Here is a 21,586-nt window from a genome sequence, read left to right as displayed (position 1 = left end):
TTCCCCAAAATGAAAAAAGCCAGCAATGCTGGCTTTCAGTATATACATCATCACATTACTGGCGACTGTCATTTGCCTGGCGCAACAACGTCCGGCTCTCATTCTGGAAACGCTGCGCGTAATCGCCAAACCAGTGCTCGACCTTGCGGAAGCTGTCGATAAAGGCCTGTTTGTCTCCGTGCTCCAGCAGCGTAATGGCTTCACCAAAGCGCTGATAGTAGCGCTTGATCAGCGCCAGGTTATTTTCCGAGGACATAATAATATCCGCGTACAGCTGCGGATCCTGCGCGAACAGACGCCCGACCATCGCCAGCTCCAGACGATAGATAGGTGAAGAGAGCGCCAGCAACTGTTCAAGCTGCACGTTCTCTTCCGCCAGATGCAGGCCGTAGGCAAACGTCGCAAAGTGGCGCAGCGCCTGAATGAACGCCATGTTCTGGTCGTGCTCAACCGCGCTGATGCGGTGCAGCCGTGCGCCCCATACCTGAATCTGTTCCAGGAACCACTGATAGGCTTCCGGCTGACGACCGTCGCAGTAAACCACCACCTGCTTAGCCAGGCTGCCGCTGTCCGGGCCAAACATTGGGTGCAGACCCAGCACCGGCCCCGTATGCGCCGCCAGCATAGCCTGTAGCGGACCATTTTTGACGGAGGCCAGATCCACCAGGATGCAATCTTTCGGTAAAGGAGGCAGCTTCCCGACGATTTGCTCCGTCACGTGGATCGGCACGCTGACGATAACCATTCCGGCATCTTTCATGAGTTCCGGCGCCTGGGCCCAGTCCTCTTTTTCCAGAATGCGCACCTGATAACCAGAAAGGGTCAGCATTTTTTCAAACAGGCGCCCCATCTGTCCTGCACCGCCGACAATCACCACCGGACGCAGGGTCGGACAAAGGGTTTTGAAGCCCTTGTCGTTTTCACTGGAATAGGACTCCCGCATCACGCGACGCAGAACATCCTCAATCAAATCCGGCGAAACGCCCAGCGCCTGCGCCTCTTTGCGACGGGAGGCCAGCATGGAGGCCTCGCGCTCCGGGACGTAGATCGGCAGGCCGTATTTGCTTTTCACCTCACCGACTTCGGCAACCAGGGCCATGCGGCGCGCCAGCAGATCCAGCAGCGCCTTATCCACTTCATCAATTTGATCGCGCAGTGCGGTCAATTCAGCAACCATAACTACCCTCTTAAGCCAGACGCGTCGCCAGATGGCCGTTTAAATCTTTATGGATCTCACGCAGCAGCGCATCGGTGGTCTCCCAGCTGATGCAGGCATCCGTCACGGAGACGCCGTGCTTCATGGCGCTGCGCGGTTGTTCAGATGATTGATTGCCTTCATGAATATTGCTCTCAATCATCAGACCGATAATCGAACGATTGCCATCTTTGATCTGTGCGACCACGGATTCCGCAACCGCAGGCTGGCGACGGTAATCTTTATTCGAATTACCATGACTGCAATCTACCATCAGTGCCGGGCGCAGTCCCGCCTGCTCCATCTCTTTTTCACACTGCGCCACGTCCGCCGGGCTGTAGTTCGGGGCTTTCCCGCCGCGCAGGATCACGTGACCGTCCGGGTTGCCCTGCGTTTGCAGGAGGCAGACCTGGCCCGCCTGGTTGATACCGACGAAACGGTGCGGCATGGCGGCAGCGCGCATGGCGTTGATCGCCGTCGCCAGACTGCCATCAGTACCGTTTTTAAAACCAACCGGCATCGACAGACCAGACGCCATCTCGCGGTGGGTTTGCGATTCCGTGGTACGCGCGCCAATCGCGGACCAGCTGAACAGATCGCCAAGGTATTGCGGGCTGTTCGGATCCAGCGCTTCGGTTGCCAGAGGCAGCCCCATGCTGACCAGCTCCACCAGCAGGCGACGCGCAATCTTCAGACCTGCTTCCACATCAAACGAGCCATCCATGTGCGGGTCGTTAATCAACCCTTTCCAGCCGACGGTGGTACGTGGCTTCTCAAAATAGACGCGCATCACCAGATAGAGGCTATCGCTGACCTCCTCCGCTAATGCTTTAAATCGACGAGCGTACTCAATGGCGGTTTCAGGATCGTGAATGGAGCAAGGACCACACACCACCAGCAGGCGCGGATCGCGGCCGGCGATGATATTTGAAATGGTCTGACGCGAGTGCTCAATCTGAGCCTCCTGCGCGACGCTCAGCGGAAATTCCGCTTTCAGTTGATCCGGAGTAATTAAAACCTGTTCGTCAGTGATATGTACGTTGTTCAGCGCGTCTTTTTGCATGATGGCGATCCTGTAAAGCTCGTTTGCGATAGTTGTTTTCCTCAATGAGGTGAGACCACGATACCATAAAAAGTAAACATTTCAATCCAAAATACGTACACATTAGTTTACATAAGCCAATTTATTGCAAAAATCAGCCGATAAAAACGTAAAGTTTAAATTACAGACATATTTTCTTAAGCCAGGCTATGCTGAAGAAAAAAGGAGAATGGCTATGCGTTCAATTGCTCTCACGCTGTTGTCGCTGTTTTTAACGGGCTGCCAGATCAATCCTTACACCTTCCAGCCCGACTGGACCAGTCCATCCTGGTTTGATGCCGGTAAAGAAGACGCCATGAATGGCCTGCCGGTTAAAGATAACCAGACCCTGGCCGATAGTTTTAACGACACCCACGTTGATCGTAGCGAATATCTTCGCGGCTATGCCGATGGTCAGAAGAGAGTCTGCGAAGAAGGGTTTATTCACGCCTGGGGATTAGCGGGCAAATCTTTCCCTGCCAGTTGCGATACTGTCGAAAACGCGACAAAACTGCGTGCGTTATGGCAAAAAGGAATGGATGAAGGTATGCGTTCCAGCAGACTCAATTAAGTCTGCTTTTAACCACCGGAAAATAAACAACAGTAGGATTTAGCTTAGGTTGGCCTGAGGCTATTTCTGACATAATGACGGCTCTGATAAACAATGGTATTCTGCCCGCAACTCTTAAGGACATCTATTTCCGGAGCGATGTGGCGGATTCTGGTGAGAAATTTATTCTTGATCTCTTTTTTCCGACTCACTCTGGTGATAATGCTGTTCCTTATGGTGGGCCCAGCGACGGCAGGCACGCTTACGGAAACGGATAAATCGGTACGTTCTATTGTCTCAGGCATTGTGAGCTATACACGATGGCCGTCACTATCCGGGCAGCCCAGACTTTGCGTCTATGCCACTTCTCACTATACACACGCGCTCAGCGGCGACGAAGGGCACAACGAGTTACCCTATACTCCCGTTATTGTACGTAACGATCGGGAAGCCCTGGCCGCGACGTGCGATGCGATATATTTCGGGTCTGAATCACCGGCAAAACAACTTGAATTAATAAGTCAATATCAGGGCAGAGCGTTGCTATTAATCTCAGAGCAAAATCCGGAATGTGTAATTGGCAGTGCCTTTTGCCTGATGATCGATCGCGGCCAGGTACGGTTTTCCGTCAACCTGGATGCATTGACGCGCAGTGGCGTAAGAGTCAATCCGGATGTATTAATGCTGGCACGGAATAAGCAGCATGGATAAAGATTTCACATCAACGCCACGTCCGACGTTTAAAAGAACGTTGAGGCGAAACAGCATGATAAGCGTCATTATTACCATGACGTTAATATGGCTGTTGCTCTGTTTTGCTTCCGTCGTGACGTTAAAACAATACGCGCAAAAGAATCTCGAATTAACCGGCGCCACAATGAGCCACAGCCTGGAAGCCTCGCTGGTTTTCAACGACTCGCTGGCGGCCAACGAAACGCTTGCCGCCCTGGGCAAACAGGGGCAGTTTGCCGCAGCGGAGGTGATTAACGCGCATAAAAAGCGGTTCGCCTACTGGTCCTGGAACCCGGAGGATAACAACGACACGCTGGGCGCGCTGGTCAGTCGCTGGCTTTTCCCCGTACCGGTTGCGCAGCCCATCATGCATAACGGCTTAACGATCGGCGAAATCCGCCTTACCGCACGCGACAGTTTGATCAGCCATTTCATCTGGACGTCGTTTGCCGTACTGACCGGCTGCATTCTCTTTGCCGCCGTCGTCGCGCTCATCATTACCCAGTCTTTGCATCGTGGAATGGTCACGGCCCTGCAGAACATTACCGACGTCGTGCATGACGTACGCACGAACCGCAACTTCTCCCGCCGGGTGAAAGACGGCCGTATCGAAGAATTTCACCAGTTTGGCGAGGACTTCAACAGTCTTCTGGACGAAATGGAAGAGTGGCAACTGAAGCTTCAGGCGAAGAACGCTCAGCTGTTGCGGACCGCCATGCACGACCCGCTTACCGGTCTTGCCAACCGCGCGGCGTTTCGTAACAGCATTGCGGCATTAATGAACGACCCTTCAGCCAGAACAAACTCGGCCCTGCTCTTCCTCGACGGTGATAATTTTAAGTTTATTAACGACACCTGGGGACACGCAGCAGGAGACTGTGTGCTCATCGAAGTCGCCAGCAGGATGATGGAGTTTGGCGACAAACGTCATCAGTCTTACCGTCTTGGCGGAGACGAATTTGCCATGGTGCTGTACGGCGTTCACTCTGAGCTTGAGGTTCAACACATTTGTGCTGCGCTTTCGCAGCAGTTTATCCGTCCGTTTGATCTTCATAACGGACAAAAAGCATCGATGTCACTCAGCATTGGCTTTGCTCTGGCGTGGGAAAATGCTTCCGTGGAAGCATTACTGGAGAGGGCTGACCGCAATATGTACCAGGTTAAAAACCAGCGTACGAAAACAATAAGTTAGAAAGGATACACTATGTTAAAACGTTACTTCGCGCCGTTAGTACTGGCCTCACTGGTTCTGGCAGGCTGTCAGTCGCCGCCGGAAGGCAAATTCACTCCTGAGCAAATTGCGGCGATGAAGTCTTACGGTTTTAACGAACTGAACGGTGACTGGTCGCTTGGCATGTCGGACACCATCCTGTTTGATAAAAATGACGCCCGACTGCGCCCGGAAAGTGAAACGCAGATCCAGTCCATGGCCTCTCGCCTGGCCGAAACCGGCCTGAACCACGCGCGAATGGACGGTCACACGGATAACTACGGGGAAAAAAGCTACAACGAAGCGCTGTCGTTAAAACGCGCCAACGCCGTGGCCGACGCCTGGGCGAAGGGGGCCAATATCCCGCGCAGCAATCTCACCACGCGGGGATTAGGTCAAAAATACCCGGTTGCGAGCAACAGTACCCCGCAAGGGCGCGCTGAAAACCGCCGCGTCGCAGTGGTGATCAGCACGCCATAGGGTTATTTAGCGGATGAATCGGCGAGCGTCAGCCTGGTTGCCGCTCGCCAGCGCAGCCAGTCCACCAGAACAAACAGCGCCATACTCACGCCCATTACCGGCAGGGCCAGCCCCAACAGTACGCTGGTTATCACCGTAACGCCTCTTCCCCATCCTGACAGCGCCAGCCAGCTCTGACACAGCGTCTGTACCGGACTCACTGCCGATTGCGCAGGACGACGCATCCACCACATCCGGTATCCCCAGATAATGAGCACGCACAGGGCGAGGCCGAACGCCACGAGCAGCAGCTGATTTGCCAGGCCGAATAAGATCCCCATATGGAAATCCACGCCCCAGCGGGTCAGTTTTGCCATTAACGGAAAATCCTCGAATCGGGTCCTGTCCAGGATCTGCATCGTATGGGGATCTACCGCGACGGCGTCCACCTGGGTCGGCCAGCTGCGATCGATTTCCGTCACGGTCCAGGCACGATCCCTCGTTTTCGCCGGGCGGATCTCCAGCTTGCTGGCATCAATCCCCGCGTGACGTGCCGCGCTTAACACCCCGTCAAACTGCGTCAGATCCATCGCTATTTCCGGCATCATCATCCCACCGTGATGACCACGGTGTTCGGCATGTTCATCCATAACCTCATGTTGGCCGGATAGCGTCGTGTTCACCTGCGGGGTGAGCCAGTTCATCTCTGCACGCAGCTTATCCACGTTCCCGCCAGCCCACTGGGACCAGGTCAGGCCGGTTGCGGAGAACAGCAGCATTCCTCCCAGCAGAACCCAGCCCAGCGTCACGTGCACCCGACGCCGGTTCTGGAAGCGATTGTTGATCCGTCGTTTGGGTCGGGTATAAAACCACAGGGCAATACCGCCCAGCGCGGCAACCCACATCCACGAGGCCGCAAGCTCGCTGTAGAGGCGCCCAATGTCGCCCAGCATCAGGGACGTATGCAGGTAATCAATAGTCTGACGCAGAGGTAAAATCCCGCTGGTGCCGTATACCGTCAGATCTCCCTGCACCGCCAGGCTCACCGGATCGATAAAGATAGCCCGGTTCTCCGATGGCCCAAGTTTCGGGTCAGCGAACATCACGCGGGTGGTTTCGCCCGCAACCAGCCCAGGACGAACGGCGTGCAAACGTAAATCTGATCCAACGGTTTTTTCCGCCACGGCAATTTGTTCCGCCAGAGGCTGCGGCTCGCCCACGGAATCCGCGTGGAGCGCGTGCCGGTAGAGTGTGTTTTCCAGCTGTGGGGTCGCCACATACAGCGTCCCGGTCAGCGCGGCAAAGAAGATAAACGGGCCGACAAACAGCCCAACGTAGAAATGAAGGCGACGCAGCAGGTTTCCCCATGCCGCGCGCGAGGTGCAGGTAGTCATACTTTTCCTTTTTAAGGCAAAAAGTTATCGATATTTTTTATTGGGAAAAAGCAGACTGCCGCGGCGGCGCGCGGGTATCAGGGTAAAGCCAGGGGAAGAAGTGCCAGTGGTTGACCGCCTGACGCGGCGGCTTAACGCGAAGCCTCTGCAGCACCACACTGAGCAGGACGATGAGCGCCAGCATCACGCCAGGGACATGCGCTAACAGCACGCAGTAGCCGCACGCTTCCGCATGGTCGACAGGCATCGTGTGCGGCATATCGCCGTGATGCTCGTCCATCGACATCATGCTCATGTCATGATGCATGCCCGGCATGGCGCTCATGGGATCTTTCTGCAATGAGACGGAGATAAGGGGTGCTACCACGATCAGCAGGATCGCGAACAGCGCGGTCAAAGCCGCTGCGCGTTTCCGGTCAGGCTGATGCAGTACGTTATCCACTTCCCCTCCATTCAAGAGGCAAGCATTGTAAATGATTTATGACGAAAGGGTTAACGCGAGAGGAGCGATGGGATAAAAAAGGGCCAGCCTTTCGGCCAGCCCTTTCTAACAGGATGTCGCTTAAGCGAATCTTAGTTCAGACGCTCTTTAATACGAGCAGACTTACCAGTACGCTCACGCAGGTAGTACAGTTTAGCTTTACGTACAGCACCACGACGTTTAACAGCAATGCTGTCAACTACCGGAGAGTGAGTCTGGAAGACACGCTCAACGCCTTCGCCGTTGGAAATTTTACGAACAGTGAATGCAGAGTGCAGACCGCGGTTACGAATAGCGATAACCACGCCCTCGAATGCCTGCAGACGTTTTTTGGAACCTTCAACAACCCATACTTTCACTTCCACGGTGTCACCTGGACGGAAGGAAGGTACGTCCTGCTTCATCTGCTCTTGTTCAAGTTGCTTAATAATGTTGCTCATAATTTAATCTCTTATCCTGGGTAAACTGATATTCGGGAGCGTATTACGCATTCCCATCATGTTCATGCTGCTGTTGCGCGTGTTCAGTTTTGAACTCGGCCAGCAACTTTGCTTGCTCTTCAGTCAGAGCCAGGTTTTCCAGAAGTTCAGGTCTTCTAAGCCAGGTTCGGCCCAGCGACTGCTTCAAACGCCAGCGACGTATCTCGGCATGGTTTCCAGACAGTAACACTGCCGGGACCTCCATCCCTTCTAACACTTCAGGACGAGTATAGTGTGGACAGTCCAGCAACCCATCGGCAAAGGAATCTTCCGTTGCCGAAGCTTCATGGCCCAGAACACCCGGAATAAACCGGGCGACGGAGTCAATCAGCGTCATTGCCGGTAACTCACCACCGCTGAGAACGTAATCGCCGATAGACCATTCTTCGTCAATCTCGGTTTGAATTACGCGCTCATCTATCCCTTCGTAGCGCCCACAGACCAGAATCAGCTTTTGATTCGTCGCCAGTTCGCTCACGCCCGCTTGATCAAGCTTGCGTCCCTGAGGTGACAGATAAATCACCTTTGCGCCTTCACCTGCCGCGGCTTTTGCTGTGTGAATGGCGTCCCGTAAGGGTTGCACCATCATTAGCATCCCCGGTCCGCCGCCGTAAGGACGATCGTCCACGGTACGGTGCCGGTCATGAGTAAAGTCACGAGGACTCCAGCTCTGGATGCTCAGCAGGCCATTCTTTACTGCCCGGCCAGTTACCCCGTAATCGGTAATCGCGCGGAACATTTCAGGAAACAGGCTAATTATGCCAATCCACATAGCGCCGTCTTTTACCGTTTATCCGGAGAATTTAAAAACCAGGATCCCAATCTACTTCAATGGTTTGAGTAGTGAGATCGACTTTCTTGATAACCTGTCCATCGAGGAACGGGACCAACCGCTCCTTGATGCCAAATGCATCTTTCAGGTTTGCCTTAATGACGAGAACGTCATTTGACCCGGTTTCCATCATATCGATGACTTTCCCCAGGCTATAGCCTTCGGTAGTGACTACCTGGCAACCCATAAGGTCTTTCCAGTAGTAGTCGCCCTCTTCCAGCTGTGGCAACTGCGACGAATCCACGACAATTTCACAATTAGTCAGCGCATTCGCGGCATCACGATCGTCAACGCCTTTCAGCTTGATGATGATGTCCTGATTGTGGTGACGCCAGCTTTCCAGCTCGACCTCTTCCCACTTACCGCCTTTCTGGATAAACCAGGGCTGGTAATCAAAAATGCTATCAGCGTCTTCAGTGGAGGAAAACACTCTGAGCCAACCACGGATACCGTAGCAAGAACCCATTTTTCCCAATACGATCGGTTCAACAGGTGCTTTATTGCTCATCATGACCACCGTGACAGATTAAGCTGCTTTGTTTGCTGCTTTGATCAGCGTAGCAACGCGATCGGAAACAGTAGCGCCCTGGCCAACCCAGTGAGCGATACGATCCAGATCCAGACGAGTTTCTTCTTCTGCGCCAGCGGCCAGTGGGTTGAAGAAACCAACGCGCTCGATGAAGCGACCGTTGCGTGCATTACGGCTGTCAGTCACAACAACCTGGTAGAACGGACGCTTTTTAGCGCCGTGACGTGCTAAACGAATAGTTACCATAACATCCTCTTGTGTGAATAAAACAACCGGGCCCCATCGAGGAACGGAGCCCGGGTGTCATATTAAAAGCCCGAAAATTTTACTCATTTTCGGGCAAAAAGCAATCTCAAAAGCGATTAACGCCCTGGAAAACCGGGAGGCATCATCCCTTTCATGCCGCGCATCATCTTCGCCATGCCGCCTTTCTTCATTTTCTTCATCATGCGCTGCATGTCGTCGAACTGTTTCAGAAGGCGGTTAACGTCCTGCACCTGCATGCCGCAACCGGCTGCAATACGGCGTTTACGGGAACCTTTGATGATGTCCGGGTTAGCGCGCTCTTTAAGGGTCATCGAGTTGATGATCGCCTCCATACGCACCAGTACCTTGTCATCCATCTGCGCTTTCACGTTGTCAGGGATCTGGCCCATACCCGGCAGTTTGCCCATCAGGCTGGCCATGCCGCCCATGTTTTTCATCTGACGCAGCTGCTCAAGGAAGTCGGTGAGATCGAAACCGTCGCCTTTTTTCAGCTTGCTGGCCAGCTTCTCGGCCTGCGCGCGGTCAACCTTGCTCTCGATATCTTCGATCAGCGACAGCACGTCGCCCATGCCGAGGATACGGGAGGCAATACGATCCGGGTGGAACGGCTCCAGCGCTTCGGTTTTCTCGCCCACGCCGAGGAATTTGATCGGCTTACCGGTGATGTGACGAATGGAAAGGGCCGCACCGCCGCGGGCGTCACCGTCCACCTTGGTCAGCACCACGCCGGTTAACGGCAGCGCTTCGTTAAACGCTTTCGCGGTATTCGCCGCATCCTGACCGGTCATGGCGTCGACAACAAACAGGGTCTCTACCGGGTTGATAGAGGCATGCACCTGCTTGATCTCGTCCATCATCGCTTCGTCAACGTGCAGACGACCGGCGGTATCCACCAGCAGCACGTCGTAGAATTTCAGCTTCGCCTCTTTCAGCGCGGCGTTAACGATGTCGACAGGCTTCTGCGCCACGTCGGACGGGAAGAAATCCACGCCAACCTGCTCTGCCAGGGTTTCCAGCTGCTTGATCGCCGCCGGGCGATAGACGTCAGCAGAGACCACCAGCACTTTCTTCTTGTGCTTTTCGCGCAGGAATTTACCCAGCTTACCGACGCTGGTGGTTTTACCCGCACCCTGCAGGCCCGCCATCAGCACCACGGCCGGAGGCTGAGCGGCCAGGTTAAGCACCTGGTTCTCTTCGCCCATCGCCGAAACCAGTTCATTACGAACGATTTTGACGAACTCCTGACCCGGGGTCAGGCTCTTGTTAACTTCATGACCAACCGCCTTCTCTTTTACGCGGTTGATAAAATCACGAACAACCGGCAACGCGACGTCTGCTTCCAGCAGCGCCATGCGCACTTCGCGCAGCGTTTCCTTGATGTTCTCTTCAGTAAGGCGTCCGCGGCCGCTGATGTTGCGCAGCGTGCGCGACAAACGATCGGTTAAATTATCAAACATTGTCTCTCGCCTGAGTAGAAACGTTGGGCCGCCATGAGCGACACATACACAGAATTTTGCCGGAGTATAACATGAAGGCGCCTTTGTTGTTATGCAACGGTTGGAGCAGGCGTCACGTAACGTTATACTGCTTCTCTTTCTTATTAAGACAACTGTCGATGCCTATATGCCTGTTTTCGCACTGATCGCCCTTGTTGCCTACTCTGTCAGCCTCGCGCTGATCGTTCCCGGACTGCTGCAAAAAAACAGCGGCTGGCGGCGCATGGCTATTCTTTCTGCGGTCATCGCACTGATTAGCCACGCCTTTGCGCTGGAATCACGCATCATCCCCGGCGACGGCAGCGTGCAAAACCTGAGCGTCCTCAACGTCGGCTCGCTGGTCAGCCTGATGATCTGTACGGTAATGACCATCGTCGCGTCTAAAAATCGCGGCTGGCTGCTGCTGCCGATTGTCTACACTTTCGCGCTGATCAATCTGGCCCTCGCCACCTTTATGCCTAATGAGTTCATTACGCATCTGGAGGCGACGCCGGGGATGCTGGTGCACATCGGCCTGTCGCTCTTTGCCTACGCGACGCTTATTATCGCCGCGCTTTACGCCATGCAGCTCGCCTGGATTGACTACCAGCTGAAAAACAAAAAGCTGGCCTTTAACCATGAAATGCCGCCGCTGATGGTCATTGAGCGTAAGATGTTCCACATCACCCAGGTGGGGGTGGTGCTGCTGACGCTCACGCTCTGCACGGGCCTGTTTTACATGAAGAACCTGTTCAGCGTGGAGAATATCGATAAAGCGGTGCTCTCCATCATCGCGTGGTTTGTCTATATTGTCCTGTTATGGGGCCATTATCATGAAGGCTGGCGCGGTCGTCGCGTGGTCTGGTTCAACGTCGCGGGTGCGGGCATTCTCACCCTTGCCTATTTTGGCAGCCGCTTCATACAGCAATTTGCTGGCTAAGAAACAAAGGAGTTCCCCCTGGAACACATCTCTACCACCACGCTGATCGTTACGCTGATCGTCATGGTGGTCATCTCCGCCTATTTCTCCGGCTCGGAAACCGGCATGATGACCTTAAACCGCTACCGGTTACGGCATCGTGCCAAACAGGGTAACCGCGCCGCCCGTCGCGTTGAAAAACTGCTCCGCAAGCCGGATCGCCTGATTAGCCTGGTGCTCATCGGCAACAACCTCGTCAACATTCTGGCCTCTGCCCTCGGCACCATCGTCGGGATGCGCCTGTACGGTAACGCCGGGGTAGCGATTGCCACCGGCGTGCTGACGTTCGTGGTGCTGGTGTTTGCCGAAGTGCTGCCGAAAACCATCGCCGCGCTTTACCCGGAGAAGGTCGCCTACCCGAGCAGCTTCCTGCTGGCACCGCTGCAGATCCTGATGATGCCGCTGGTCTGGCTGCTGAACATGGTGACGCGCGTCCTGATGCGGATGGTGGGAATCAAAGCCGACGTCACCATCAGCAGCGCGCTCAGCAAAGAGGAGCTGCGCACTATCGTGAATGAATCCCGCTCGCAGATCTCCCGGCGCAATCAGGACATGCTCCTGTCGGTGCTGGATCTGGAAAAGGTGAGCGTGAACGACATCATGGTGCCGCGTAACGAAATCGTCGGTATCGACATCAATGACGACTGGAAAGCCATCGTCCGACAGCTGACGCACTCCCCGCACGGGCGCATTGTGCTGTACCGCGACTCGCTGGATGACGCCATCAGCATGCTGCGCGTGCGCGAAGCCTACCGTCTGATGACCGAGAAAAAAGAGTTCACCAAAGAGGTGATGCTGCGCGCCGCCGACGAGATTTACTACGTGCCGGAAGGAACGCCGCTCAGCACGCAGTTGGTGAAATTCCAGCGCAACAAGAAGAAGGTCGGCCTGGTGGTCAACGAGTACGGCGATATCCAGGGGCTGGTGACGGTCGAAGATATTCTGGAAGAGATTGTCGGGGACTTTACTACCTCAATGTCGCCTTCCCTCGCGGAAGAGGTCACCCCGCAAAACGACGGCTCGGTGCTGATTGACGGAAGCGCAAACATTCGTGAACTCAACAAAGCCTTTAACTGGCATTTGCCGGAAGATGAGGCTCGCACCATTAACGGGATGATTCTGGAAGCGCTGGAAGAGATTCCGGCCACGGGCACGCGGGTGCGCATTGAGCAGTACGATATTGATATCCTGGACGTGCAGGACAATATGATCAAGCAGGTGAAAGTCCTGCCCGTTAAACCCCTGCGCGAAAGTATCGCGGAGTAAGGTTGTAGGCCGGGTAAGGCGAACGCCGCTACCCGGCACTACGGATAGCCAATTACGCTTTCGCTTTCGCCACGGTCACCATCGCCGCGCGAATGGTACGGCCGTTCAGGGTGTAACCTTTCTGCATTACGCCCAGCACTTTACCGGCTTCAATCTCTTCAGATTCAACCATCGCAATCGCCTGGTGAACGTTTGGATCCAGCGGAACGTCGGTATCGGCAATCACTTCCACGCCAAACTTACGCACCACGTCGAGCATGGATTTCAGCGTCAGTTCGATACCTTCGATCATTGCCGCGTTGTCCGGATTCGCTTTGTCAGCCACTTCCAGCGCACGATCGAGGCTATCGATCACCGGCAGCAGTTCGTTGACGAATTTCTCCAGCGCAAATTTATGCGCCTTTTCAACGTCCTGCTCGGTACGGCGACGCAGGTTTTCCATTTCCGCCTTGATGCGCAGAACACCATCGCGTTCGCGATTCTGTGCTTCTACCAGCTGGGCTTCCAGATTCGCAATTTTTTCATCGCGCGGGTCCACCTGCTCAGCAGATGCGTCTGGCTCTACAGCCTCAACTTCATCGTGCTGTTCCGTGATAATTTCTTCAGGGGCTTGCCCCTCAGGCGTTTTCTGTTCTTTACTACTCATGAATTTCTCCGCGTTTTTCTGCATTCATCTCGCTAACTTCGCTTATTATGGGGATCAGTTTCCGGGATTCAAGGGAACAAGACAGATTGTCATCATTCATCAGGCACAAGGACCTCCAGAAAATGAATAATCATTTCAGGTGTATTGGGATCGTCGGGCATCCGCGTCACCCTACCGCACTAACGACACATGAAATGTTGTATCGCTGGTTGTGTAGCAAAAGCTATGAAGTGATGGTCGAGCAGCAGATTGCTCAGGAGCTGCAGCTGAAGAGCGTCAAAACCGGCACGCTGGCGGAAATTGGCCAACAGGCCGATCTCGCGGTGGTGGTGGGTGGCGACGGCAACATGCTCGGCGCGGCCCGCACGCTGGCGCGTTATGACATCAAGGTCATCGGTATCAACCGTGGCAATCTCGGTTTTTTAACCGACCTCGACCCGGACAATGCGCAGCAGCAGCTGGCCGACGTGCTGGAAGGCCACTATATCAGCGAAAAACGCTTTTTACTGGAAGCGCAGGTCTGCCAGCAGGACTGCCAGAAGCGCATCAGCACCGCGATTAACGAGGTGGTCCTTCACCCCGGTAAAGTGGCGCATATGATTGAGTTCGAAGTCTATATCGATGAAATCTTTGCCTTCTCCCAGCGTTCTGACGGGCTGATTATCTCGACACCGACCGGCTCAACCGCCTACTCGCTGTCTGCCGGCGGCCCAATCCTGACCCCCTCTCTGGACGCCATTACCCTGGTGCCGATGTTCCCGCACACGCTCTCCGCCCGCCCGCTGGTCATCAACGGCGACAGCACGATCCGTCTGCGCTTCTCGCACCGCCGTAACGACCTGGAGATCAGCTGCGACAGCCAGATTGCGCTGCCGATCCAGGAAGGTGAAGATGTGCTTATTCGCCGGTGTGATTACCACCTGAATTTGATTCATCCGAAAGATTACAGCTATTTCAATACATTAAGTTCGAAGCTTGGCTGGTCAAAAAAATTGTTCTGATTTTGCATCCAGGACTTTACTGTATATAAAACCAGTTTATACTGTATGAAAACACAGTTATGGTTTTTCATACAGGAAAACAATTATGCTGGCACAACTGACCATCAGCAACTTTGCCATTGTTCGTGAGCTTGAGATCGATTTCCACAGCGGCATGACGGCGATCACCGGGGAAACCGGTGCGGGTAAATCCATTGCCATTGATGCCCTCGGCTTGTGCCTTGGCGGCCGCGCCGAGGGCGACATGGTGCGCATGGGCGCAAACCGTGCCGACCTGTGCGCCCGCTTCTCCCTGAAAGACACCCCTGCAGCTCAGCGCTGGCTGGAGCAGAACCAGCTTGAAGATGGTCGTGAGTGTTTACTTCGCCGTGTAATCAGCAGCGACGGCCGCTCACGCGGCTTTATCAACGGCACGGCGGTCCCTCTCTCCCAGCTTCGTGAACTCGGTCAGCTGCTTATCCAGATCCACGGTCAGCACGCGCATCAGCAACTCGTTAAACCCGAACAGCAGAAAGCGCTGCTGGATGGCTATGCGGGTGAGTACGCGCTTACTCAGCTTATGGCGGAGCACTATCGCCAGTGGCATCAGAGCTGCCGCGAGCTTGCTCAGCACCAGCAGCAAAGCCAGGAGCGCGCCGCCCGTGCGGAGCTGCTGGAATACCAGCTCAAAGAGCTGAACGAATTTAACCCGCAGGCGGGTGAGTTTGAGCAAATCGACGAAGAGTACAAGCGCCTGGCGAACAGCGGGCATCTGCTCTCAACCAGCCAGAATGCGCTTAACCTGCTGGCGGATGGCGAAGACGTGAACCTGCAGAGCCAGCTGTATAACGTCCGTCAGCTGCTTACCGAACTGGTCGGCATGGACAGCAAACTGTCTGGCGTCCTGGACATGCTGGAAGAGGCGGCCATTCAGATCTCTGAAGCTGGTGACGAACTGCGCCACTACTGTGAGCGTCTGGATCTCGACCCGAACCGTCTGTTTGAGCTGGAACAGCGTATCTCCCGTCAGATCTCACTGGCGCGCAAGCACCACGTTACTCCGGAAGAGCTGCCGGGCTACTATCAGTCTCTGCTGGACGAGCAGCAGCAGCTTGACGATCAGGCTGACTCGCTGGAAACTCTCTCTCTGGCGGTGAGCCTGCACCATGAACAGGCGCTGGCGACAGCGCAAAAGCTGCATGAAATTCGTCAGCACTATGCTCAGGAGTTAAGCCAGCACATTACCGACAGCATGCACACGCTGGCGATGCCGCATGGCGTCTTCACCATTGACGTTCGCTTTGAAGAGAATCACCTGACGGCGGAAGGTGCGGATCGCATCGAATTCCGCGTCACCACCAACCCGGGGCAGCCGTTGCAGGCGATTTCCAAAGTGGCCTCCGGCGGTGAACTGTCACGTATTGCGCTGGCGATTCAGGTGATCACCGCGCGTAAAATGGACACCCCGGCGCTGATTTTCGATGAAGTGGATGTCGGCATCAGCGGCCCGACGGCGGCGGTGGTGGGTAAACTGCTGCGCCAGCTCGGCGAATCCACGCAGGTGATGTGTGTCACCCACCTGCCGCAGGTCGCGGGCTGTGGCCATCATCACTTTATCGTCAGCAAAGAAACCGACGGCGAAATGACCGAAACGCACATGAAGCCGCTGGATAAACGTGCGCGTCTGCAGGAGCTGGCACGCCTGCTCGGCGGCAGCGAAGTCACACGTAACACGCTCGCGAACGCGAAAGAACTGCTGGCGGCATAAACTTTTTCGGGATCTCAGGGTCATACAGAACAACAAAAACGCCGCCAGACCGGTTTCAAAGTGGGGCAAGGTCTATTATCATCGGCATATTACATATGAGCCGCGTTCTGCTCGGGCCCGAAAAGGAATCAAATCACTATGCGTTGTAAAATGCTGACCGCTGCCGCAGCGGTTCTTCTGATGTTGACCGCAGGCTGTTCCACTCTGGAGAAAGTGGTTTACCGTCCTGACATCAACCAGGGGAACTACCTTACCCCTAACGATGTGTCCAAAATCCGCGTGGGGATGACACAACAGCAGGTCGCTTATGCACTGGGAACCCCGATGATGTCCGATCCGTTCGGCACTAACACCTGGTTCTATGTATTCCGTCAGAAGCCGGGCCATGAAGATGCGACCCAGCAGACCCTGACGCTGACCTTCAGCAGCGCCGGTGTGTTGACCAACATCGACAACAAGCCTGCCCTGACCAAATAATCCGGTGTCAGAAATGCAAAAAGGTGCTCATTGAGCACCTTTTTTGTTTTGTGTTGATCCCCTCGCCCCTTTGGGGAGAGGGTCAGGGTGAGGGGAAGAAAGCGCTACTTACTGGCCTTCTCCGCACGCTGACGACGCAGTTCTTTCGGGTCGGCAATCAGCGGACGATAAATCTCTACCCGGTCGCCCTCTTTCAGCACATCGCCGAGCTTCACCGGACGGCTGTAAATCCCGACCTTATTCTTCGCCAGGTCGATATCGCTGCGAAGCTCGAGGATGCCGGAAGCACGGATGGCCGCCTCAACGGTCGCCCCCTCTTCCAGCGTCACGCGCTGCAGATACTGCTTCTCCGGCAGCGCGTACACCACTTCTACAGCAATCTTATGCGACACTGTAAACCTCTTTGGCGCGGGTGGTGAACGCCTGAACCATATTCGAAGCCAGCTCTTTAAAGATGCGGCCAAACGCCAGCTCAATCAGCTTATTGGTGAACTCGAAGTCCAGATGGAACTCAATGCGGCAGGCGTCAGCGCTCAGCGGCGTAAACTTCCAGCCCCCCATCAGGGTCTTAAAGGGACCATCCACCAGATGCATCAAAATACTCTGATTGCTCGTCAGCGTATTACGGGTGGTGAACGTCTTGCTGATCCCCGCTTTGGAGACATCCACCGCCGCGGTCATCTGCGTCGGGCCGGACTCCAGAACGCGGCTCCCGGTGCATCCCGGAATAAACTCTGGATAAGACTGAACATCGTTCACTAACTGATACATTTGTTCCGCGCTGTAAGGCACAAGCGCAGTACGGCTAATCTGAGGCATAGCATTTCCCATGGTCACACAACGGACAAATAATAACATTTATCACCTGTTAAAAAAACGCTAAGCCTCATCTCGTGCTAAGATAGCGCGTTAGACCTCACAGGACGCAATGAGGTGACTTTTTGAAATCAGATTACCGACGGCTTTACGACACTTATGACGAAGAAAAAAGCACATAAACCAGGCTCGGCGACCATTGCGCTCAACAAGCGTGCTCGCCACGAGTATTTCATTGAAGAAGAATTCGAAGCTGGCCTTGCGTTGCAGGGCTGGGAAGTAAAATCGCTGCGCGCCGGGAAAGCCAACATCGGCGATAGCTACGTGATCCTGAAAGATGGCGAAGCCTTCCTGTTCGGCGCAAACTTTACGCCGCTGACCGTCGCCTCTTCACACTACGTGTGTGACCCAACGCGCACGCGCAAATTGCTGCTGAACAAGCGTGAGCTGGAATCCCTCTACGGACGCATCAACCGCGAAGGTTTCACCGTGGTCGCCCTGTCGCTGTACTGGAAAAACGCCTGGTGCAAAGTAAAAGTTGGCGTCGCGAAGGGTAAAAAACAGCACGACAAACGTACTGACCTGAAAGAGCGCGAGTGGCAGCTGGACAAAGCGCGCATTATGAAAAACGCAGGACGTTGATTCTGCACACTTATTGTACTATTCAATAAGTTAGCGTTCCGGGCTGGTATCCAGGAAGTGAAATCTGGTATACTCAGTTCAACACTATTGGGGCTGATTCTGGATTCGACGGGATTTGCGAAACCCAAGGTGCATGCCGAGGGGCGGTTTGCCTCGTTAAAAGCCGCAAAAAAATAGTCGCAAACGACGAAAACTACGCTTTAGCAGCTTAATAACCTGCTCTGAGCCCTCTCTCCCTAGCTTCCGCTCTTAAGACGGGGATCAAAGAGAGGTCAAACCCAAAAGAGATCGCGTGGAAGCCCTGCCTGGGGTTGAAGCGTTAAAACTAATCAGGCTAGTTCGTTAGTGGCGTGTCTGTCCGCAGCTGGCGTGCGAATGTAAAGACAAACTAAGCATGTAGTACCGAGGATGTAGAAATTTCGGACGCGGGTTCAACTCCCGCCAGCTCCACCAATTAAAACAAGGGGTTACGTGAAAGCGTAACCCCTTTTTTTTGTCCATGTCCACTTTACGTCCACCAAGCTTAAGGATGAAATGCAGATGGCCACAAAATACCAAACCGAACTGGCTCTAAAAGCGTTGCTCACTGAACTGCATCGCACAGGCCAAGACCTATACACGTTCGTTGACGAAGCGATTTTGCAAATGCATAAAGAAAAACTATTCGTAAAAGAAGATACGATTAGAGAAAGAGGTGGGGCGGAGGACGCACTCTTTGCATATGTTGAGGCGCTTGCTGGAAGTCGACCTTACGTGAAACCCGGAGACATCGAAGATTTCTAATCTTCGCTAAACCCATCTACTTAGCCGTAAATGGGTTTTTTGTTGCCTGTCATTTTATCCCTTACAATACTGCGAGTTAGGTACTATTGTTGCCTTCAATGGCGACAAAGTGGCGACCGAAAATTGCTAGCAGCATTCTGTTATGACGGTCACTATTGTAAGGCAAGATAAAACCTTAATGGTCGTTAAGAACTGCGAATTCAACCAATGATCCAATGCGATTGTTAAAGCGTTTTGCATTTTTTCCTTCCCTACCACGGCGTTACCATAGCTAGTGCTCATTTAATAGTTTTAGCAAATCTTTGAGAGTCGTTTTAAGATGACCACATACTGGCCGACAGAAAACAGCATTTAACATAATTTATGTTTCTGTAGTGAGTATATATGGTGGAACAACGAAGCTAAGAGCGGCATTCCCCATGCTCGCTTAGGTAGGTATGTAACGTGGCTGGATCTGAGTAACATTGCTCAAACTAATCTATGTAATTTCATGCTTAACAGAAACGAGAGTAGATGAAAAATATACATAAATCAGTTAAGCTAACGACAAGTTCATATGAAGGAATTTAAATAAATGAATAGCCTTGATAATTATGTTATATCTCAACTGAGTGATGAAAATAATTATATAAAAATTAAAAGCCCTGAGAGAATTGACGATGAAATAATATCTTCAATACTTAATGAGTTCAAAAAAAAAGAAAATAACGTTAATGAATCAACTTCATTTATATGTATAGATAATTCATTTTCTGGTCATGGTTTATGCCTGTCAATATATAACGCTCCTTTAAGCAATAATTACGAAAAATTAAAAAGCCTTGCAAACGAAATGAATAAGAAATTTAAGAAGATAAATGTAAGTTATTCATTAAAGTCTTCAGTTGGTTTTTTATTTGTACTAACCGCATCGTTCATTGCCTATAGTGACATAAGTAATAATTACGATATGTTGTTTTACGCTGACGATGAACCGGGTGACGACCAAGAGATAAATGCAATAATCGAAAGAGAGAAAAAAGAAAAAGAAGATATAGAAAGGATGATAAGATATATATTAGTAGACATGAAACTGGCAATTCTTGAAGCATCCTTGTATATAGACGAAAGAGTTCATGAGTTGTGATGAGGCCGCGCTATGACTAATCATGAATCAATAAAACTGGTAATGGGATTCTCCCTTACTGTGGTTACTGGTATAGTTTTTTATATATACAAACCTATAATATCATTAAAAGTTGGTGCGGAAAATTATTATTTAATATTGGCATATGCGGCCGTTATTCCGCCATTTGTACTAAATAAAACTTACGATGCAATTATCAAAAAAATGCAAGATGTTGCTCAAAAAAAACTCGCCCTTGACATAGATGAAAATGACAAAGCACTGGATGATGAAAGTGCCGAATTCAAAGAAATGATAAAAAACCACAAAAACGGAACTAAAGAGAAAATAAGAAAAATAAAAGAGATACAGGAAAGTAGGAAAACTTTATAGCCCAAATTTTCTATAGTCCCCGTGGGAAGATTGATGCTAAGTCTTTCCACTTTTCCTAAGTAATTGTACTTGTATATTATTATTCAATAGCTGAATTTAAGATTATTGTATTTACATTGATAGAGCCTACATCATTTTAAGAGCGCAGTTTTTTCAGTAGTACCAGGATTGTAAAACACCGGCTAAGCCATGCCGTTGCTGCATTGCCACGTTCTCCACGCCGCACCCGGACTTCACCCGGCAGATCGGTACAGTGACATAAAAAAAATCAAAAAAAGTCTTTTAAAACATACAGATGAACTTTCAGCGAGATCCTTTGCAGATCCTGAAAACTAAAAAAACTGAAATTCTTTTCAATCTTTTCAGTTTTGGTTTTCCGCAAAGCCGCCAGCACTGGCGCGGTCTGGCGGTCAGGTTGAAGAAAAATAAAACTGAAAAATTTTTATGATCCAAAAACCGCAGGCGGGTGCGGTGTAGCGCCGTTTTGGTCTGCGATGTAATTATTTTGTCGGGCTGAGAATGCGCCAGCGCTTCAGCACTGAAACGATCTCTTAGATGGGTGCGTGGTTACTACATGGGGAATGCGTGGCGTGCTGCGCGTCCTGCGGCCTCTGGTGTGATACTCCCGCAAAGGAATAATGAAAGGGTTATACCCTACAGGGGAAACAGGGTATAAAAAAACCCGCACGGGGCGGGTTCGCTTGGGTCAGGCAATAATGTCCTGGTACTTTTTCCGGGTCTGCCCTGCCTTTGTTTGCGTTCGGGTAAAGTCGCTCGCGTTGGTCGGCACTCCGGTGCCAGGATGTGTATGCGCGGCGCACTGCTGCGCCAGCTCTGCCAGTAAATCAATAGTGTCCAGCAACATGGCCAGGGTGTTTGTGGTGTCATTCCCTATATGTACCGTCCCGCCAATAATCTGCTGTGCAGCTGCAATGGACTTACGCTGGGCGGCGATTTTCTCCGTCAGCACCCCCATCGTTTCAGTAGTGATATTACCGGCCACCTTTGTGGACTGCTGCCCTTCTGACCTGCTCCCTGTTGATTAAC

The 21,586-nt window shown here is 52.6% G+C and carries 25 protein-coding genes, 1 other RNA gene and 1 pseudogene; 14 read left to right on the top strand and 13 right to left on the bottom strand.

Annotated features, from left to right (window positions below; translation table 11 throughout):
* Positions 1–55: 55 nt before the first annotated feature.
* Together tyrA and aroF are read right to left on the bottom strand one after the other, a co-directional pair.
* Entirely contained in the window at positions 56–1,177 is a 1,122-nt protein-coding gene (gene tyrA, locus F3J31_RS14810; protein ID WP_008502473.1) for a bifunctional chorismate mutase/prephenate dehydrogenase, read from the bottom strand.
* A 10-nt stretch (positions 1,178–1,187) separates the two neighbouring features.
* A complete protein-coding gene (gene aroF, locus F3J31_RS14805) occupies positions 1,188–2,258 on the bottom strand; it encodes a 3-deoxy-7-phosphoheptulonate synthase AroF (RefSeq protein ID WP_045909256.1) in 1,071 nt (356 codons plus the stop codon).
* A 214-nt stretch (positions 2,259–2,472) separates the two neighbouring features.
* Here aroF and F3J31_RS14800 point away from each other — a divergent pair, with 214 nt between their 5' ends.
* The 4 genes from F3J31_RS14800 to F3J31_RS14785 all read left to right on the top strand — a co-directional run bounded on the left by F3J31_RS14800 (position 2,473) and on the right by F3J31_RS14785 (position 5,248).
* Positions 2,473–2,847 carry a DUF2799 domain-containing protein gene (locus F3J31_RS14800; protein ID WP_167213857.1) on the top strand — a complete coding sequence of 125 codons (375 nt, stop codon included), beginning with the start codon at positions 2,473–2,475 and terminating at the stop codon, positions 2,845–2,847.
* A 138-nt stretch (positions 2,848–2,985) separates the two neighbouring features.
* Positions 2,986–3,537 (top strand): YfiR family protein, encoded by a 552-nt coding sequence (locus F3J31_RS14795; RefSeq protein ID WP_205246257.1) that lies wholly within the window; start codon positions 2,986–2,988, stop codon positions 3,535–3,537.
* Complete coding sequence (gene dgcN / locus F3J31_RS14790) at positions 3,530–4,750, top strand: diguanylate cyclase DgcN (RefSeq protein ID WP_045909259.1); 1,221 nt, start codon at positions 3,530–3,532, stop codon at positions 4,748–4,750. The genes F3J31_RS14795 and dgcN overlap by 8 nt, the downstream gene beginning before the upstream one ends.
* A gap of 12 nt (positions 4,751–4,762) precedes the next feature.
* The gene (locus tag F3J31_RS14785) at positions 4,763–5,248 is read left to right on the top strand and encodes an OmpA family protein (protein WP_167213854.1); all 486 of its coding nucleotides are present in this window, start codon (positions 4,763–4,765) and stop codon (positions 5,246–5,248) included.
* A gap of 2 nt (positions 5,249–5,250) precedes the next feature.
* On the opposite strand, the gene F3J31_RS14780 is transcribed toward F3J31_RS14785, so the two are convergent.
* The 7 genes from F3J31_RS14780 to ffh all read right to left on the bottom strand — a co-directional run bounded on the left by F3J31_RS14780 (position 5,251) and on the right by ffh (position 10,666).
* Entirely contained in the window at positions 5,251–6,621 is a 1,371-nt protein-coding gene (locus F3J31_RS14780; RefSeq protein ID WP_167213851.1) for a PepSY-associated TM helix domain-containing protein, read from the bottom strand.
* 37 nt (positions 6,622–6,658) lie between these two features.
* Complete coding sequence (locus F3J31_RS14775) at positions 6,659–7,063, bottom strand: DUF2946 domain-containing protein (protein ID WP_045909262.1); 405 nt, start codon at positions 7,061–7,063, stop codon at positions 6,659–6,661.
* A 131-nt stretch (positions 7,064–7,194) separates the two neighbouring features.
* Complete coding sequence (gene rplS, locus F3J31_RS14770; RefSeq protein ID WP_002914145.1) at positions 7,195–7,542, bottom strand: 50S ribosomal protein L19; 348 nt, start codon at positions 7,540–7,542, stop codon at positions 7,195–7,197.
* A 43-nt stretch (positions 7,543–7,585) separates the two neighbouring features.
* Complete coding sequence (gene trmD / locus F3J31_RS14765) at positions 7,586–8,353, bottom strand: tRNA (guanosine(37)-N1)-methyltransferase TrmD (protein WP_008502493.1); 768 nt, start codon at positions 8,351–8,353, stop codon at positions 7,586–7,588.
* Positions 8,354–8,384: 31 nt separating this feature from the next.
* The gene (rimM, locus tag F3J31_RS14760) at positions 8,385–8,924 is read right to left on the bottom strand and encodes a ribosome maturation factor RimM (protein ID WP_029741020.1); all 540 of its coding nucleotides are present in this window, start codon (positions 8,922–8,924) and stop codon (positions 8,385–8,387) included.
* Positions 8,925–8,939: 15 nt separating this feature from the next.
* Complete coding sequence (rpsP, locus tag F3J31_RS14755) at positions 8,940–9,188, bottom strand: 30S ribosomal protein S16 (RefSeq protein ID WP_003863133.1); 249 nt, start codon at positions 9,186–9,188, stop codon at positions 8,940–8,942.
* A gap of 116 nt (positions 9,189–9,304) precedes the next feature.
* Positions 9,305–10,666 (bottom strand): signal recognition particle protein, encoded by a 1,362-nt coding sequence (gene ffh / locus F3J31_RS14750; protein ID WP_014884878.1) that lies wholly within the window; start codon positions 10,664–10,666, stop codon positions 9,305–9,307.
* A gap of 166 nt (positions 10,667–10,832) precedes the next feature.
* On the opposite strand from ffh, the gene F3J31_RS14745 reads away from it, so the two are divergent.
* Together F3J31_RS14745 and F3J31_RS14740 are read left to right on the top strand one after the other, a co-directional pair.
* A complete protein-coding gene (locus tag F3J31_RS14745) occupies positions 10,833–11,624 on the top strand; it encodes an inner membrane protein YpjD (RefSeq protein ID WP_014884879.1) in 792 nt (263 codons plus the stop codon).
* Positions 11,625–11,642: 18 nt separating this feature from the next.
* Positions 11,643–12,929: an HlyC/CorC family transporter gene (locus tag F3J31_RS14740; RefSeq protein WP_167213908.1), complete on the top strand. Its 1,287-nt coding sequence runs from the start codon at positions 11,643–11,645 to the stop codon at positions 12,927–12,929.
* A gap of 52 nt (positions 12,930–12,981) precedes the next feature.
* On the opposite strand, the gene grpE is transcribed toward F3J31_RS14740, so the two are convergent.
* The gene (grpE, locus tag F3J31_RS14735; RefSeq protein WP_032646909.1) at positions 12,982–13,575 is read right to left on the bottom strand and encodes a nucleotide exchange factor GrpE; all 594 of its coding nucleotides are present in this window, start codon (positions 13,573–13,575) and stop codon (positions 12,982–12,984) included.
* 122 nt (positions 13,576–13,697) lie between these two features.
* Between grpE and nadK the strand changes: the two genes are divergently transcribed.
* The 3 genes from nadK (at position 13,698) to bamE (ending at position 16,800) form a co-directional block, all read left to right on the top strand.
* The gene (gene nadK / locus F3J31_RS14730; RefSeq protein WP_167213848.1) at positions 13,698–14,576 is read left to right on the top strand and encodes an NAD(+) kinase; all 879 of its coding nucleotides are present in this window, start codon (positions 13,698–13,700) and stop codon (positions 14,574–14,576) included.
* Positions 14,577–14,661: 85 nt separating this feature from the next.
* Positions 14,662–16,323 (top strand): DNA repair protein RecN, encoded by a 1,662-nt coding sequence (gene recN / locus F3J31_RS14725; protein ID WP_048029282.1) that lies wholly within the window; start codon positions 14,662–14,664, stop codon positions 16,321–16,323.
* Positions 16,324–16,461: 138 nt separating this feature from the next.
* Positions 16,462–16,800 carry an outer membrane protein assembly factor BamE gene (bamE, locus tag F3J31_RS14720; protein ID WP_008502502.1) on the top strand — a complete coding sequence of 113 codons (339 nt, stop codon included), beginning with the start codon at positions 16,462–16,464 and terminating at the stop codon, positions 16,798–16,800.
* Between the two features lie 104 nt (positions 16,801–16,904).
* Here the strand turns inward: bamE and F3J31_RS14715 are convergent, their stop codons facing one another.
* Positions 16,905–17,192: an RnfH family protein gene (locus tag F3J31_RS14715; protein ID WP_008502503.1), complete on the bottom strand. Its 288-nt coding sequence runs from the start codon at positions 17,190–17,192 to the stop codon at positions 16,905–16,907.
* Positions 17,182–17,619 carry a type II toxin-antitoxin system RatA family toxin gene (locus F3J31_RS14710; protein WP_014832955.1) on the bottom strand — a complete coding sequence of 146 codons (438 nt, stop codon included), beginning with the start codon at positions 17,617–17,619 and terminating at the stop codon, positions 17,182–17,184. The genes F3J31_RS14715 and F3J31_RS14710 overlap by 11 nt, the downstream gene beginning before the upstream one ends.
* A 156-nt stretch (positions 17,620–17,775) precedes the next feature.
* Here F3J31_RS14710 and smpB point away from each other — a divergent pair, with 156 nt between their 5' ends.
* From smpB to F3J31_RS14685, 5 genes are all read left to right on the top strand, one after another.
* The gene (gene smpB / locus F3J31_RS14705) at positions 17,776–18,258 is read left to right on the top strand and encodes an SsrA-binding protein SmpB (protein WP_008502505.1); all 483 of its coding nucleotides are present in this window, start codon (positions 17,776–17,778) and stop codon (positions 18,256–18,258) included.
* Positions 18,259–18,347: 89 nt separating this feature from the next.
* Positions 18,348–18,711: a transfer-messenger RNA gene (ssrA, locus tag F3J31_RS14700) on the top strand.
* Positions 18,712–18,798: 87 nt separating this feature from the next.
* Positions 18,799–19,041 carry a hypothetical protein gene (locus F3J31_RS14695; protein ID WP_167213845.1) on the top strand — a complete coding sequence of 81 codons (243 nt, stop codon included), beginning with the start codon at positions 18,799–18,801 and terminating at the stop codon, positions 19,039–19,041.
* A gap of 574 nt (positions 19,042–19,615) precedes the next feature.
* Positions 19,616–20,167: a hypothetical protein gene (locus F3J31_RS14690; RefSeq protein ID WP_167213843.1), complete on the top strand. Its 552-nt coding sequence runs from the start codon at positions 19,616–19,618 to the stop codon at positions 20,165–20,167.
* 12 nt (positions 20,168–20,179) lie between these two features.
* Positions 20,180–20,539, top strand: coding sequence for a hypothetical protein (locus F3J31_RS14685; RefSeq protein ID WP_167213840.1), 360 nt, complete (start codon positions 20,180–20,182; stop codon positions 20,537–20,539).
* Between the two features lie 706 nt (positions 20,540–21,245).
* Here F3J31_RS14685 and F3J31_RS14680 read toward each other — a convergent pair.
* A pseudogene (locus F3J31_RS14680) lies at positions 21,246–21,560 on the bottom strand (hypothetical protein); the annotation flags it as partial.
* Positions 21,561–21,586: the final 26 nt, after the last annotated feature.

It is taken from the genome of Enterobacter sp. Acro-832 (assembly GCF_011752745.1).
In the GTDB taxonomy this organism is placed as follows: Bacteria; Pseudomonadota; Gammaproteobacteria; order Enterobacterales; family Enterobacteriaceae; genus Enterobacter; species Enterobacter quasiroggenkampii.
The sequence above is the reverse complement of the archived record's forward strand: the minus strand, read 5'-3'. Positions and strand labels throughout refer to the sequence as shown.

Bases quoted from the DNA above. Each gene is read 5' to 3' on its own strand.
- F3J31_RS14695 (WP_167213845.1), top strand. From the start codon at position 18,799: ATGGCCACAAAATACCAAACCGAACTGGCTCTAAAAGCGTTGCTCACT.
- trmD (WP_008502493.1), bottom strand. From the start codon at position 8,353: ATGTGGATTGGCATAATTAGCCTGTTTCCTGAAATGTTCCGCGCGATT.
- ffh (WP_014884878.1), bottom strand. From the start codon at position 10,666: ATGTTTGATAATTTAACCGATCGTTTGTCGCGCACGCTGCGCAACATC.
- nadK (WP_167213848.1), top strand. From the start codon at position 13,698: ATGAATAATCATTTCAGGTGTATTGGGATCGTCGGGCATCCGCGTCAC.
- dgcN (WP_045909259.1), top strand. From the start codon at position 3,530: ATGGATAAAGATTTCACATCAACGCCACGTCCGACGTTTAAAAGAACG.
- tyrA (WP_008502473.1), bottom strand. From the start codon at position 1,177: ATGGTTGCTGAATTGACCGCACTGCGCGATCAAATTGATGAAGTGGAT.
- F3J31_RS14780 (WP_167213851.1), bottom strand. From the start codon at position 6,621: ATGACTACCTGCACCTCGCGCGCGGCATGGGGAAACCTGCTGCGTCGC.
- rpsP (WP_003863133.1), bottom strand. From the start codon at position 9,188: ATGGTAACTATTCGTTTAGCACGTCACGGCGCTAAAAAGCGTCCGTTC.
- F3J31_RS14745 (WP_014884879.1), top strand. From the start codon at position 10,833: ATGCCTGTTTTCGCACTGATCGCCCTTGTTGCCTACTCTGTCAGCCTC.
- F3J31_RS14785 (WP_167213854.1), top strand. From the start codon at position 4,763: ATGTTAAAACGTTACTTCGCGCCGTTAGTACTGGCCTCACTGGTTCTG.
- F3J31_RS14690 (WP_167213843.1), top strand. From the start codon at position 19,616: ATGAATAGCCTTGATAATTATGTTATATCTCAACTGAGTGATGAAAAT.
- bamE (WP_008502502.1), top strand. From the start codon at position 16,462: ATGCGTTGTAAAATGCTGACCGCTGCCGCAGCGGTTCTTCTGATGTTG.
- rimM (WP_029741020.1), bottom strand. From the start codon at position 8,924: ATGATGAGCAATAAAGCACCTGTTGAACCGATCGTATTGGGAAAAATG.
- recN (WP_048029282.1), top strand. From the start codon at position 14,662: ATGCTGGCACAACTGACCATCAGCAACTTTGCCATTGTTCGTGAGCTT.
- rplS (WP_002914145.1), bottom strand. From the start codon at position 7,542: ATGAGCAACATTATTAAGCAACTTGAACAAGAGCAGATGAAGCAGGAC.
- F3J31_RS14710 (WP_014832955.1), bottom strand. From the start codon at position 17,619: ATGCCTCAGATTAGCCGTACTGCGCTTGTGCCTTACAGCGCGGAACAA.
- F3J31_RS14685 (WP_167213840.1), top strand. From the start codon at position 20,180: ATGACTAATCATGAATCAATAAAACTGGTAATGGGATTCTCCCTTACT.
- grpE (WP_032646909.1), bottom strand. From the start codon at position 13,575: ATGAGTAGTAAAGAACAGAAAACGCCTGAGGGGCAAGCCCCTGAAGAA.
- F3J31_RS14795 (WP_205246257.1), top strand. From the start codon at position 2,986: ATGTGGCGGATTCTGGTGAGAAATTTATTCTTGATCTCTTTTTTCCGA.
- smpB (WP_008502505.1), top strand. From the start codon at position 17,776: ATGACGAAGAAAAAAGCACATAAACCAGGCTCGGCGACCATTGCGCTC.
- aroF (WP_045909256.1), bottom strand. From the start codon at position 2,258: ATGCAAAAAGACGCGCTGAACAACGTACATATCACTGACGAACAGGTT.
- F3J31_RS14800 (WP_167213857.1), top strand. From the start codon at position 2,473: ATGCGTTCAATTGCTCTCACGCTGTTGTCGCTGTTTTTAACGGGCTGC.